The sequence below is a fragment of the Larkinella bovis genome, from assembly GCF_042655385.1.
Lineage (GTDB): Bacteria > Bacteroidota > Bacteroidia > Cytophagales > Spirosomataceae > Larkinella > Larkinella bovis.
The window spans coordinates 85,521-99,902 of the sequence record NZ_JBHSMA010000001.1 but is presented as its reverse complement, the minus strand read 5'-3'; the positions used below and the strand labels follow the sequence as shown (position 1 = coordinate 99,902).

The 14,382-nt window shown below is 54.4% G+C and carries 7 protein-coding genes; 2 read left to right on the top strand and 5 right to left on the bottom strand.

Annotated features, from left to right (window positions below; genetic code table 11):
* Positions 1-49: 49 nt before the first annotated feature.
* The 5 genes from ACFPMF_RS00360 to ACFPMF_RS00340 form a co-directional block, all read right to left on the bottom strand.
* Positions 50-1,591: a SusD/RagB family nutrient-binding outer membrane lipoprotein gene (locus tag ACFPMF_RS00360; RefSeq protein WP_379840427.1), complete on the bottom strand. Its 1,542-nt coding sequence runs from the start codon at positions 1,589-1,591 to the stop codon at positions 50-52.
* A gap of 23 nt (positions 1,592-1,614) precedes the next feature.
* Entirely contained in the window at positions 1,615-4,809 is a 3,195-nt protein-coding gene (locus tag ACFPMF_RS00355) for a SusC/RagA family TonB-linked outer membrane protein (RefSeq protein WP_379840426.1), read from the bottom strand.
* 276 nt (positions 4,810-5,085) lie between these two features.
* A complete protein-coding gene (locus ACFPMF_RS00350; RefSeq protein WP_379840425.1) occupies positions 5,086-5,736 on the bottom strand; it encodes a response regulator in 651 nt (216 codons plus the stop codon).
* A 124-nt stretch (positions 5,737-5,860) separates the two neighbouring features.
* Complete coding sequence (locus tag ACFPMF_RS00345; protein WP_379840424.1) at positions 5,861-9,091, bottom strand: ligand-binding sensor domain-containing protein; 3,231 nt, start codon at positions 9,089-9,091, stop codon at positions 5,861-5,863.
* A 180-nt stretch (positions 9,092-9,271) separates the two neighbouring features.
* Positions 9,272-10,027, bottom strand: coding sequence for a TrmH family RNA methyltransferase (locus tag ACFPMF_RS00340; RefSeq protein ID WP_379840423.1), 756 nt, complete (start codon positions 10,025-10,027; stop codon positions 9,272-9,274).
* On the opposite strand from ACFPMF_RS00340, the gene tamL reads away from it, so the two are divergent.
* Both tamL and miaB read left to right on the top strand, forming a co-directional pair.
* Complete coding sequence (gene tamL / locus ACFPMF_RS00335; RefSeq protein ID WP_379840422.1) at positions 10,026-12,746, top strand: translocation and assembly module lipoprotein TamL; 2,721 nt, start codon at positions 10,026-10,028, stop codon at positions 12,744-12,746. The genes ACFPMF_RS00340 and tamL overlap by 2 nt on opposite strands.
* Positions 12,747-12,939: 193 nt before the next feature.
* A complete protein-coding gene (gene miaB / locus ACFPMF_RS00330; protein WP_379840421.1) occupies positions 12,940-14,364 on the top strand; it encodes a tRNA (N6-isopentenyl adenosine(37)-C2)-methylthiotransferase MiaB in 1,425 nt (474 codons plus the stop codon).
* Positions 14,365-14,382: the final 18 nt, after the last annotated feature.

The window sequence follows — 14,382 nt, the reverse complement described above, 5'->3', positions numbered from 1 at the left end:
TTTAATCCCGGGTTTCGTGTTTTCGTTCTCCTAACTAGTCCCGTTGCCTTCAATTGACATCCCACCAAACGGGGGTCAGCACATCGCCGGGAGCAATGCCGGTAGCCGCAATACTCGGGTTACGCTGCAGCTCCGAATCCACATAGGGCAATCGCTTCATAAACTGATTGCCGGTCAGGTTAACCACCGGAATGGCGGGTGCCGGAAAACCGGTCCGCCGTTGCTCCGACCAGGCTTCCACGCCATTCAGGCCGTATAAGGCGAGGTATTTCTGGGTAATGATGGCCTTGATTTTATCCGTCTGCTTGGCGTAATCGACCGTCGGTCTGGTCAGGTAGTCGCCCACCGGAACGCCAAACCGGGCCATGGAAGCGGTGATGGCCTCGTCGTACAGCTTGGCCGCATCGTCGGTGGTGGTTCCGGCCCACCCCCGCGCCACGGCCTCCGCCCGCAACAGCAGGCTTTCCTCGTAGGCCAGCAGCACCACCGGACGCGCCTTGGCCGCATTATCGTCGGCCGCCGTAACGCCACTGGCTGCGGAAGTACCGTTGATCGTTCCGTTCAAAAACCGCTGCCCGATGAAATACTTTCCCGGATAGGAGGTGTACAAAGCCGTATTGGTCGAGGTTGTTCCGTTCGGCGTAAACACATACTCGATTTCGGGCGTCCGCAAATCGGCATCCAGGAAATACACCGGAAGGCGCGGATCATTATCCGGCACCATCAGGTTGCCGATGGTCGTGCTGGCGGTGAGGTTGTTCGATAACCGGAAATTGGCCTGCCAGAGCGGATTTTCGGAATTGGTCGTCGTGCCATTGGCAAACTGGAAGCTGTCGCCCGTGCGCATAAACGCCGTGCCGCTACCCGCATAGAGCGCCTGAATACCCGCCCGGGCGGTGGCGGCATCCACCTGGCTCAACCGCAGATACAACTTGAGTTTGAGCGTATTGGCCAACCGGGTCCAGCGGTCCATTCCGGCTTCGTTAGCGGCCTGATAAACCATGTCCGCCGTGCCCGGAAAACGCCCCTGCTTCTTGGCAATGTCGGCTTTCGCTTCGTCGAGCAGCGTTTGTAACCCCGCATAAATATCTTTCTGAGGGTCGTATTTGGGCGTAATCGTGCGATCCGCGTCAAGGGCTTCCGAAAACGGGATGTCGCCGTACAGGTCCGTCAGCACCTGGAACGCATACGCTTTCATGATTTTCGAAATCCCGACCATCCGCCATTCATTCTGTTGGCTGCCCTGGTTGATGACGTATTGCAAATCCTCCAGCGCCCCCGAATACATCGTGGCAAACTGCCCCCCCTGGCCGTCGAGCGTAGCCGAAGTAATGTTGTACTGATCCCAGGACCGGTATTGATTCCCGCCCTTCGGAATGGTCCAGTACTGGGCCAGCACCCCACCCAGGATGTTTAGCTGTCCCCCCACAATAAACGCCACCTGCGCCTGACCGGCGGGCAGCGACAGCACAATATCCGCTTCGGCCGGGTTGTTCGGGTCCGTATTGATGTCCAGGTAATCTTTTTCGCACGCGGTGGTCAGCCCCGTAAACAGGGTCAGCAACACCACTTTCAGCAGGTTCCGTTTCATATTTTCAGCAAAATCGGGATCGATTATAGAATAATTTTGAGGCTGGCCCCGTAACTGCGGGCCGACGGATACGCCAGGTATTCATACCCCTGGGCGTTACCGGTTCCGAACGAGCTAACTTCCGGATCGACGTTCGGCTGCGATTTGGGGGTCCATAACAGCAGGTTCCGGCCAATCAGCGACAACTGAATGGTCGTGAACGGCGTTTTGCCAATCAGCGATTTCGGCAGCGCGTAGCTCAGACTCATTTCGCGCAGCTTCACGAACGATGCATCGAACAGGTTGTTTTCGCCGAAATTGGAAACCGTCGACCAGTATTCGAATCCGCCATTGGTTTTAATCGTCGTGTTGGGCGTAAACGTACCATCCTGGTTCTGCACGACGGAATTCGGGTAAACAAACGGTTCCCGGTCGTTGTAGGTCGTTTCTTTCAGGTAACCGCCAAACCGGCCCAGACTCGTCGTTTGCGAGAAGAACTTACCGCCCTGCCGCGTATCGACCAGCACATTAAGTGTTAAGCCCTTGAACGAAACCGTATTACTCAAACCGGCCGAAAAGTCGGGTTGAATGTTCCCCAACACCTGCAAAACCGGGTCGGCCAGCGGACGGCCCGTGGTGGGGTTAATCACGACACGCCCTTCGGGATCACGCAGCATTTTACTCCCGAAGAACGTCCCGTAGGGTTCGCCCAGCCGGGCCTGCAAACCGGGTGTCGACAAACCGCCCAGCCCCACCGGCGCCAGGGGATTATACAGTTCTGTCACTTTATTGCGATTCCGGGTAAAGTTCAACGAGACATCCCAGCGGAAACCGGCGGTTGATTTCACCGGCGTACCCGTCAGCAACAGCTCAATGCCCTTGTTGGTCATGGCACCCGCGTTCAGCGTCTGGGCCAGAAAACCGGAAGTGCTCGAGATCGGAACGTTGACAATCTGCTGATCGCTCTTCGAGTTGTAGTACGTAAAATCGATGCCCAGCCGGTTGTTGAAGAACAGAATTTCCGTTCCGACCTCCCAGGAAGTCGTCAATTCCGAACGCAGATCCGGATTGCCCCGGATATTGCCCACCGAAAAGCCCGGAATACCGTTCAGCGGAAACTGGTAGGCACCTTGATACCCGTCATTAATCGCCGTTCGCGTAAACACCGGAAGAATCTGGTACGCATTGGCCACTTTCCCTACCTGGGCGACGTTGGCGCGGACTTTGGCGTAACTGATCGGGGTACTCCGCAGGTTGTCGAAGGCCGTCGTCGGGATGAAGCTGACGCTGGCGCCGGGGTAAAAGAAGGAGCGGTTTTTCTTCGGCAGGGTGGACGAATAGTCGTTCCGGCCCGTTACGTCCAGAAACAGGTAATCTTTGTAGGCCACCTGCACATCGCCGTAAATGCCGTATAAACGGGTCCGTGAATCCACCCGCGTGGTGACGATGCTGCTGGCGTTACTGAGGTCGTAGAAACCGGGGACGATCAGCGGCTGGCCGTCGTAAATGCCCCGCGTCGAATTGTAATCCTGCAAATTATGCCCCAGAATGACTTTCAGGTTAAGATTCGGATTCAAATCACGGTTGGCCGTCACGATGAAATCCGACAGCAGGCTCTGGAAGTTCGTATTGTCTTCGACGTACCGCCCGGCCACGTTATTGATCGTGCCCTGCGCCAGTGTCTGTTTCCGCAAATCCGAAAACATGTCCGTTCCGATGCGGTACATGATGTTCAGCCAGGGCGCCGGATCATACCCCACCTGGGCATTCCCGAAAAACCGGTTCACGTTGTCTTTCAACAGGTTATTCTCAAGAAGCCAGTACGGATTGTTCCGAAAACCGGCCAGGTAATAGCCGTCGAGGCTGTAACGGGGATCATTGAAGTCCTTCTGATCGGTGATCTCGATGTCGCGCGGGGTGTTGTAAATGGTCTGGAGAATATTCGACCGACCCTGCCCCTGCACCCCGCGATCGCCCCCGGAACGGACGAAGGTCGCGGAGAGATTGGCCGACACTTTGTTGTTGAAAAACCGGGTGCCGGCCCCCACGTTCACCGAAGTCCGGTGGTACCGGTTTTTGGGAATCATGGATTTGGTATTCACATCCGAAACCGTCAGGATGTAGTTGGACGTGCCGTTGTTGTTACGGACCGAAAACGAATTGTTAAGCGTCACGCCGGTTTCGAAGAAATTGCGGACATTGTTGGGCCGGGCCACCAGGGGCACCGAATCCGGCGCATCCAGCTGGCCGAGCGAATACAGACCGTAGGTGTGCCAGTCGGGTACGGTCTGCCCCTGAATTTTAGGCCCCCAACTAATGTTCCCCCCGTCGAAAAGATCATACACGCCGTCGAAACCGGCCCCGAATGTATTCTGAAAATCCGGCAGCCGGAGCGGGTTTTCGAACGCAACGGAGCTATTGAGGCTGACCTGCGGTTTGTCGGTTACCGCCTTGCTGCGGTTTTTGGTCGTGATAATAATGACCCCCGAAGCCGCCTGTGAACCGTACAGCGCGGCTGCCGCCGGCCCTTTCAGAATCGAAACCGACTCGATGTTGTTGGGATCGATGTCAGCGGCCCGGTTGGTGATGTCCACGCCGTTGTTCAGATCACCGCCCCCGACGGTCGATGTCGTGCCATTCCCGTTGACAATCTGGGTGGTTGTATTGTTGTTGCTCACGATGATCCCATCCACGACGTAGAGGGGCTGGTTGTTTCCGTTAAACGACTGCGCTCCGCGAATCACGACGCGGGTGGCCCCACCGGCCGCGCCCGACGCGCTCGAAATCTGAACCCCCGGTACCCGGCCCTGCAACGACCGCAACAGGTTCGATTCGTTGGCCCGGATCAGCTCCTCCCCTTTCACGTTTGTCACGGCGTAGCCCAGCGTTTTTTTCTCCCGCTCGATGGCCGAAGCCGTCACGACCACTTCGCTGAGAACAGCCGCGCTTTCTTCCAGCACGATGTCGAACGTGGTGCGGTTCCCAACGCTGATTTCCTGGGTGGCAAACCCGATAAAGGAAAAAACCAGGGTGGCTTCCTGGGGTACATTCGAAATCCGGAAAGTCCCGTTGCCATCGGTCGTGGCCCCCTGGGTGGTCCCTTTCAGGCTGACCGTCACCCCGGGGATTGGCAGTTTGTCGGACGAACTCCGTACTGTTCCCGACACCGTTTTAGATTGGGAAAACCCGTACTGACAACCGATCAGCACGAGTAAAACTCCTCGTAGTAGTACTTTCATGGTCTGTTGATTCGTGTATTTTCCACAAAGGTCACGAACCATCCAGCGTCCGAAATCCCGCAATGCGGGGGATTTTTCGGAACGAAAAAAACCAGCCGAATGGACTGGTTTTTCCTTTCACGTTCATCTCATAGATCAGGTTCGGATTGCGCAGAACCTTTCTTCATTGCCTGCCGATGAGCACACGGCTTTTTGCACCGCCTGCGTCCTCGTCAACGATACAAAAATACGCGGCCGGTGAGGAGGCACCCTACCGCATAAGAGGGGATTTTGGCCTTAAATCAGCCGTTCTTTGATGGCTTTCTCGATGGCTTCCGCTTTGGAGTGCACCTCAAGTTTCCAGTAAATATTCTTGATGTGTGTCCGGATGGTTTCCTTGTCGACGAACAATTGTTCGGCAATGGTCGTGTAACTTTTGCCTTTCGACAGCAACTCCAGCACCTCGGTTTCGCGGGCGGTCAGGGGTGAATTCCGGTTTTTCTGGAACGAGGCCACCACCATCCGGGCGATGTTGGTGCTCATCGGTGCGCCCCCCTCCTGAATGTCGCGGATGGCCTCCAGCAAACGGCCGGGCTGCATGTTTTTGGTCAGGTAACCGCCCGCTCCGGCGCACAGGGCCTTGAACACCAGATCGTCGTTTTCGTAAACCGTTACCACAATAATGTTGGTTTTCGGACGGAGTTTCTTGATGCGCGCAATGCCTTCGATTCCGTTCATACCGGGCAACTCGATGTCCATCAAAACCACGTCAGGCGAGTCGGAATGAATGTTTTTGATCGCGTCCTCGCAGCGGTGGTACGTGTTGATAATCTTGAAACCGTATGTACTATTGATCAATAGCGCAAAACCGTCCCGGATCAGATTATCATCCTCCACAATGCATATCCGTATCGTCTGCGGACTGCGTAAAAGTTGAGTTACATGCATACGTGTGTTCATTAGAGTTTGCAAGGGTAAATAACTATTTTTTTAGGGCAAATCGGCCCGTTATTACACCAACGGGATAATAGACTTTACGAAAGGAAGTTGATGAAGCAAAGGCGGTGACACTTCACCCAATGTGCGGGATGTCCATCCGGAACAGGACGGTGGTTCCTTCCATGGGGGCTGAAATAATATCGACTTTCCCGCCAATTTTTTCGGCCCGGCTACGGATGTTGTGCAACCCGTTTCCGACGGAGGACTTGTTACCGGTCAGGATGCCGATGCCATTATCTTTCCACTGCACCTCGATCCGGCGGTTCAGCATCGCAAAATGAATCTGCGCGCTGGTGGCCTGGGAGTGTTTCAGAGTATTACTCATGGCTTCTTTGAACAGAAAAACCAGATGACGGCTGGTCCCCACCGGCAAAACCGCCTTCCGGAGGTCATCGACGATGCCCGTGGCTTCGAACGTGACCCGGCTGCGGTCGAATACGTCGTCGCCAAAATCCTTTAACCGGATGGCAATTTCCAGAAAATTGTCGTGTTCCGGATTAATCGCCCAGATGAAGTCCTTGGTTCCCTGATACAGCCGGTTGCTGTTGTCACTGATTTTGGTCAGCAAGGGAGCGATCTCGGTGCCGTGGCCGTTCAGCTTACTCTTGATGATCTCGGTCAGCATCGAAATCCGGGTGATCGTATTGCCAAACTCATCGTGCAGGTCCTGAGCCGCCATTTTCCGCACCCGTTCGTTTTCGGCCAGCGTGACCCGTTCCAGTTCCAGCAGGTGTTCGACCTTTTTCCGCACCCGGTAGTTATACCCCAGCCAGGTTGCCCCCCCGATTACCGTCACCAGGATGACCAGAAACCACCACGTTTGCCAGAACGGCGGCAAAACCGTAATCGGAATTCGCAGCATATTCGCATCCGTCCACACGCCATCGCTGTTCGACCCCCGGACTTTCAGGACGTAATTACCCGGTTTCAGATTCGTAAAACTCACATACCGGCGCAATCCGCTTTCAATCCACCCATCGTGAAACCCTTCCAGCATATAGGTATACTGGTTTTTGTGCGGATTGGTATAATCCAGGGCGGCAAACGAGAAGGAAAAGAAGTTTTCCCCCGGCCGTATTTCAATGCGTCCCTGGCTGGCCAGCACACTATCGACGTTCACCGGTTTTTCAAACTTCTTGAACGAGGTCAGCACCGTCCGGGGTATATGCCGGTTTTTCACCATATACATGGGCATGATACTCACAAGCGCACCGATTCCTCCAAAAAACAGCTCGCCATCTTCGGCCCGGTGGTAAGCGTGCATATTGAACTCGTTGATCGTCAGGCCGTCGTTGATGTCGTAATTCTCAAATACCTTCTTCTCCGGATCGAAACACGACAGGCCCAGGTTGGTACTCATCCAGATGCGGCCCCGCTCGTCTTCGAGCGCCCCATACACCAGTTCGTTCGGTAACCCGTCGCGTTCGGTATAGTGAATGAATTTTTCCCGGCCGTCGGCACCGTCCACCATTTTGCTGAACCCTTTGTTACTGCAAACCCAGAACCGGTCTTTGCTGTCGCGCAGAAAACCCAGCACCTGCTCCCCGATCAAACTGTTGGGATCGTTCGGGTTGTTGGTGTACAGGGTAATTTTTCCGGTTTTTACCTCGATTTTGTTCAGGCCGAAACCGGTTCCCACCCATAAATTTCCTTTCCGGTCTTCCTGAATCGCGTAAACGATGAAAGCCCGGAGGCTGTTGGCATCTTTCGGATCGTTCCGGTAAATAGTCACGGCCCCGGTTTTTGCATCAATGCGACGCAGGCTTGAATAGCCCCCTACCCACAGGTTCCCGGCCTGGTCCTGATACAGACTCAGCACGCCGTCGCCCCATTCACTGCCTTTCACGCTCAGGTCATGCGGAATTCCCGGTAACCGCCGGTTAAACCGGTTTCGCGGTCGGTCGTAGACGTACAGTCCTTCCATGGTTCCCACCCACAGATTCCCCTGCCGGTCTTCACGCAGGCACTGGATTTTATCACTTCCCAGGCTGTGGGGGTTCGCCGGATTGGCCCGAAACCGCTGAATGGCCGAGGTGAGCCGGTCGATCTGAATCAGGCCTTCGTGGGTTCCGATCCACAATTTTCCGACATGATCGGTCGTCACGGCAAACACCAGACTGGCCGCCGACGACTGCTGGCGACTGGTGATGGTTGGCCACTGCCGAAAACTATTTTTAGAACGGCTGTACAGCTGAACGCCCGCGTCGCCGGTCCCGATCCAGACAATGTCTTCGCGGTCGGCGGGGCCTTCGTAAATTGTGTTGATGGCGTTGGTTTTCAGCCCTTTTTTCCCGAGCAAATCTTCCTGAATGCTATCGTAGTACCGAATGTGCTGGTCGCTGACGATCTTAAACCGGTAGATACCGCTCTGCGGTGTGCCAAGCCACAGGGTTCCATTCCGGTCGATATGAATCGACGAAACCGGACTATCCGCCATCCGCTGGGTAATTTCCGGGAGCATTTCGGACTGCATCAGATTTGGATTGATCCGGACTGTTCCGCTCCCGGTTCCGACCCAAACCGTCCCGAAATCGTCCAGGGCCAGGGATTTAATCCAGGGGTCGGGCAGTTGGTAGACCCGTTTCTGCGCGCAGGCTACGAGGGCGACGGGGGCCGGTTTTGGCGATTTTGCCACCGGTTGGGGGATGATCAATTGGGCCAATCCGCTCCCGGTTCCGATCCAGAGCGTGCCTGTCGAATCGGGGAGTAACGCATTTACAATCTGGGCGCGCCGATCGTCTTCGTTTTCGATTGTGTAATGAATGACCTCGTACTGGCCGGCCTTCTTAAAAATCAGTCGTTTCAGGCCCCTGCCGGTAGCTACCCAGAGCGTCCCAAACCGGTCTGAACGAATGGCGTTGATGGTGGTCAGGTCGTACCGGCGTCGTTTGGGTTCGAGCAAATCCCAGAAGCGCCGAAAATGACCGGTGACCGGATCGTACTGATTCAATCCGTTGACGGTGCCCACCCAGATCTTCCCGCGGGCGTCTTCGTGCAGCGTCATGATCTGGTCGTGCGTGATCGTCGTACTATCGAATGGGTTATGCTTGAAGTGCGTAATCTGGTAGCCATCGTAGCGATTCAGGCCGTCCTGCGTTCCAAACCAGACGTAGCCCCGACTGTCTTTTAATACGCAGTACACCCCGCTCTGGGACAGCCCGTTATCAACCGAAATCTGATCCAGAAATCGCATCACCGGCCCCCGCGATTCGAATGAGTTCCCCCTGGGCAAACTTTTCGTAGCCTGGGGGAACGCCGTCCCCCAATTCAGCACCAGCAGCAGTATGCAAACAATCCTTCTCATCCGGTTTGGGGGATCTCCTCCCCCTCTTTCACAAATTTACACCGCCCGGCGTTCCGAATAAATCCCCCAGATTGGGGTAAATGCGAAGGGAGGTTCCAGTCGTATTTTTGTAAACAATATGTACATTTAGTTTAGGTTAAGAAAGCAGTAAAAGTAGCCTTGCCACGAACAGGGCTATTTTTATTTCCCCCCTGCCGACCGGCGCAGATTGTCACAGATGACCGCCGTCGCAATGCCGACATTGAGCGATTCCGCCCCGCCAAAGCGCGGTATGGTAATGCGCTGGCTGACAAACCGTTCCACGTCTTCACTGATTCCGTTGGCTTCGTTTCCCATCACAATATAACCGGATGGTCCGAAGCGATGGGTATGTACATTCGTTCCGTCCAGAAACGCTCCGTACACCGCAGCGCCCGCCAGGTCAGCCAGGTAGGAAGCCAGCGGGGTATAAAACCATTCGACGCGCGTGAACGACCCCTTGCTGGCCGAAATTACTTTTGGGTTATAGACATCGGCCGTTGAGGGCGAACAAATCAGCTTCCGGATGCCATACCAGTCGGCGATCCGCAGAATAGTGCCCAGATTCCCGGGGTCACGGATGTCGTCCAGCACCAGCACAAACTCGTCGGATTCAGCGACTAAAAACCGGTTTTCTTTCGTTTTAACTACCGCCAGCCCCGTCTCATTGACCACGAGGGAACCAACGCGTTTGAGGTCATCGGGCGAAACCATTTCGAGCCGAACGCGTTGTTTATCCAGCAGTTGGGCATTTTCTTTGTAAAATGATTCCGTCGTCAGGACCAGTTCGATCTGGTAATCCGATGCGCACAATTCCAGCACATTAATACTTCCTTCCACCAGAAAGGCTCCGTGTTCCTGTCGGAATTTTTTCTGTTGGAGGGACTGAATATATTTGCCGAGTGATTTCGAGAGCATGAAGAGAAAAAAGAATGACGACCGGTTTTCCGGTACAGATTTGAACTGCGAATTTCGGAGAAACAACCGGAATCCGGTACTCCTGACCCCAAAATCATCCGCTTCTCTCCTCATTCTCGGCCTGCTGGTTTGGTTGTCGGGCTGCGTTAGCTCTGAAAAGTTACAAAAAAATCAGTATCTGCTCTACAGCCAGTCTGTTCGCGGCAACCGAACCATTTCGGACGGTGAGCTGGAAGCGTTGATTCCGCAGCGGCCCAACCGTCGGATTCTCCGCCTGCCAATCACCCCCGCACTCTGGTTTTATCAGTTGGGTTCGCGCACGTACGACCAGGAAGCCGCCCAGCGTGCACTCGACGCCAAACGCAAGGAGTACGATGCCTTTGTGGAAAATCCCGATTCGACCAAATCGTACCGCAAACAACTCAAACGCTATAATCGCCAGTTAACCCGCCTGCGCCGTCGGGCCGACGAAGGCAACTGGGCCATGCGGACCCTCGGCGAGCCCCCCGCTTATTTCTACGAAACCGATGCCAAAGAAAATGCCCGGAAAATGCAGCGGTATTTGTTCAATAAAGGGTTTCTACGGGGAACAGCCACGTACACCATCGACAGTACCAGAACGCTGGGCCGCCGGATTCGGGTGACCTACACCATCCAGGAAAACATTCCGTTTCACCTCAACCAGATTACGTACCAGATCGCCGATGCGCGGGTCGATTCGATTGTCCGGCCGACGCTCGAGAAGGCCTCCGTTCTGAAAAAAGGCGAGCGTTTCGATGCCGACAAGGTTGAAGCCGAGCGCATTCGGATCGAAGAACTGCTGCGCAATAACGGCTATTACAGCTTTACACGGCAGTATATTCCGCTGCCGCTCGACGTGCTCGATGTGGATTCTGTTCGAAATGACAGCACCGATTCGACCCGGCACCGGCTCAATATGTGGGTCCGGATTGCGAATCCGCCCGGCCAATCCCGGCACCCGGTTTACCGGATCGGCGAGGTTGAAGTGCGCGTGGCCCGGGCCGAAGACCGGTTTTCGATCGATACGGTCCGGTACAACGGCATCCGGTTTCACCTGGGTCGGCAGCAGTATTCGATGCGCCTGCTCGACAGCCGGATTTTTCTGCGGCCCGACAGCCTGTACCGGCTCAAAAATTTCCAGGATACCCAGCGGCAGTTGTTTCTGCTCAACCAGTTCAGCTTTGCCAACATCAGTTTTATTGATACGACGAAACTCCACTTGCGAACCCGCATCAACCTGCTGCCGATCGACAAGTACGAGATGACCACGGAAGGCGGTATTTTCGTTCTCTACCAGGGGCAGGGTTACCCGGGCCCCTTCGGCAACCTTTCCTTCCGGATTCACAATATTTTTAGCGGACTGGGCACGTTTGAAACGTCTTTGCGGTATGGGATTGAGGCCACGACCGGATATGGTTCCAACACGACAATCGGGGTATCGCAGGAGTTTGGCCTCAATACGTCGTTACTTTTTCCGCACATTCTCTTTCCGGGAAAAGTCCGGTTTTTGTTTAACCGGCTGAGTCCCCGAACGCAAATCAGTCTGGGGTACAATTATATCAGCCGACCCGACTACGGACGGAGGCTCTTAAGAACCGCCCTGTCTTATAACTGGCTGAAAGACAATAACAAACAATTTAACTTTATCATTGCCGACATCAACTACCTGAAAGCGACGATTAAGCCCAATGATGACGGAAGAGCCTTTGAGAATTATTTAAAATCCCAGGATTCGCTGGGGAGCACCATTCGGAACAGTTTTCGGAGTGCTTTTGCCTCGAACATTGGTTTTGTTTATACCTATAATACCAATGTTCTGGGGCAGAATCGACGGGCTAATTTTCTGAGGATTTCCCTGGAATCGGGAGGAACAACCCTGAATTTTTTCAGTAACCAGCAGCTTCAGAATTTTTTCAAAACCACCGAAACGAGCGGTTTACAGTACTATAAATACCTGCGTGCCAACGTCGATTTTCGGCATTACATCCCTGTGCAGTCCAAGACGACCCTGGCTTTTCGCGTCAATACCGGGCTTGTTTACGGATACGGAGAAAATAACCACACGGCACCGTACGAAAAATTGTTTTTCGCCGGTGGGAGCAGCAGCATTCGGGCCTGGTTACCGCGTCGTCTGGGAGCGGGTTCGGCGATTCCATACAGCGTCAACGCCAGCACCCTGATTCCTGAGTTCAAGAAAGACCGGAATGGTAATAACACCGGGCAGTTTCGCTACGACTTCGAACAACCCGGTGACATCCTGCTCGAAGCCTCGGCGGAATTGCGCACCCACCTGTTCCATTTGGGGGGGGATATTAACGGCGCCTTTTTCGTGGATGCCGGAAACGTCTGGACGTTGCGGGATCATCCCAACCGATTCGGGGAAAACTTTCAGCTTCGGAAATCGAATAGCGAGTTTCTTTCCCGCAACTTCGTGCAGCAGATCGCCGTCGGAACCGGGATTGGGCTGCGGATTGACTTTTCGTTCTTCATTATCCGGTTTGACGGAGCGATTAAAGTGTACGATCCCGCCCGGTATTTCCTGTACGCTCCGGATGCCAACGGCTATATCGTGGACGGCAAACAACCGTACAAGGATTTCATCGATGAGCGGTTTTTTCTGCCAAAATTCCGTTTTGACAAGATGTTCAAAGGCCCCAACCCACTCGTTATCAACTTTGGAATTGGGTATCCCTTCTGATGCGAGTCGTCGCTCCGATATTCCTACCTGACAAACTGTCACAGTTTCCCTAAAATCTTCGTAACTTTGAGTCCTGGTTTTACAAGCAGCACCGAAGCGTTTTCGGGATACGGTTTTCTGTTTACGGTTAAAAACCGCTCGTCATGTAGCGGAAACGGACAACCGACCAACGCTGCTCAGACACAATTGATTGATGGAACGCATTACGGAGACTTTATCCATATTAACGGAAGCCGACAAAGCGGGCGCCGACGAACCGCGCGTACTGGAGGATGAACTGGCCGTGGGCAAAAAGCGGCTTTATATCGAAAGCTACGGCTGCCAGATGAATTTTTCGGACAGCGAAATCGTCGCTTCGGTGATGCGGAATGCCGGTTTTGCCACCACCGCCACCGCCGACGATGCCGACGTAATTTTTCTGAATACCTGCGCCATCCGCGACAATGCCGAACAGAAAGTACGCAACCGGCTGAAGCAACTCAACATCCTCAAGAAACGTAAACCTGAACTGCTGGTCGGGATGCTGGGCTGCATGGCCGAACGCCTGAAAGCCAAGTTGCTGGAGGAGGAAAAAATGGTGGATATCGTCGCCGGACCCGACGCCTACCGCGACATTCCGAAGCTGGTGGAGGAAGCCGAATCGGGGCAGAAAGCCGTCAATGTCTTTTTATCACGCGAGGAAACCTACGCCGACATTTCGCCGATCCGCCTGAACTCCAACGGCGTAACGGCGTTTATTTCCATTATGCGGGGTTGCGATAACATGTGCAGCTTCTGCGTCGTGCCCTACACCCGGGGCCGCGAACGCAGCCGGGACGCCCATTCGATTGTGCGCGAAGCCCGCGAACTGGCCGAAGCGGGGTATAAGGAAGTAACCCTCCTGGGTCAGAACGTCGACAGCTACAAGTGGACCTCCGAAGATGGCACGGAAAAAGTCAATTTTGCCCAGTTGCTCGAACGGGTGGCGCTGGTTAGCCCCGACCTGCGCGTGCGGTTTTCGACCTCCCATCCGAAAGACATTACCGATGAGGTCCTGTATACGATGGCAAGATACGACAACATCTGTAAATACATTCACCTGCCCGCCCAGAGTGGAAACGACCGGATTCTCAAGCTCATGAACCGAACGTACGACCGGGCCTGGTATATTCAGAAAATCGACCGGATTCGCGCCATTCTGGGCGAAGACTGTGGCATTTCGCACGATATGATTTCGGGTTTCTGCTCCGAAACCGAGGAAGAACACCAGGATACGCTATCCCTGCTGGCTTACGCCCGCTACGACTACGGGTATATGTTTGCCTATTCCGAACGCCCCGGTACGCCCGCAGCCCGGAAGTATGCCGACGATGTGCCCGATGATGTCAAGATTCGCCGGCTGAATGAAATCATTGCCCTGCAACGAAATCTGTCACTCGAACGCAACCAGCGGCATATCGGGAAAGTACAACGGGTCCTGGTTGAAGGAACGTCCAAACGCTCCGACGATTTTCTGTGTGGCCGCAATGATCAGAACAAGATGGTGGTTTTTCCGAAAGAAAACTTCCAGAAAGGTCAGTATGTCAACGTTTTGGTGACGGATTGTACAGCCGCAACCCTGTTGGGTAAGGCTGTGTAAGATCCCCTTTCCTACCCT

Excerpts from the sequence above, each read along its gene's own strand:
- ACFPMF_RS00345 (WP_379840424.1), bottom strand. The coding sequence starts at position 9,091 with ATGAGAAGGATTGTTTGCATACTGCTGCTGGTGCTGAATTGGGGGACG.
- ACFPMF_RS00360 (WP_379840427.1), bottom strand. The coding sequence starts at position 1,591 with ATGAAACGGAACCTGCTGAAAGTGGTGTTGCTGACCCTGTTTACGGGG.
- tamL (WP_379840422.1), top strand. The coding sequence starts at position 10,026 with ATGAAGAGAAAAAAGAATGACGACCGGTTTTCCGGTACAGATTTGAAC.
- ACFPMF_RS00350 (WP_379840425.1), bottom strand. The coding sequence starts at position 5,736 with ATGCATGTAACTCAACTTTTACGCAGTCCGCAGACGATACGGATATGC.
- ACFPMF_RS00340 (WP_379840423.1), bottom strand. The coding sequence starts at position 10,027 with ATGCTCTCGAAATCACTCGGCAAATATATTCAGTCCCTCCAACAGAAA.
- ACFPMF_RS00355 (WP_379840426.1), bottom strand. The coding sequence starts at position 4,809 with ATGAAAGTACTACTACGAGGAGTTTTACTCGTGCTGATCGGTTGTCAG.
- miaB (WP_379840421.1), top strand. The coding sequence starts at position 12,940 with ATGGAACGCATTACGGAGACTTTATCCATATTAACGGAAGCCGACAAA.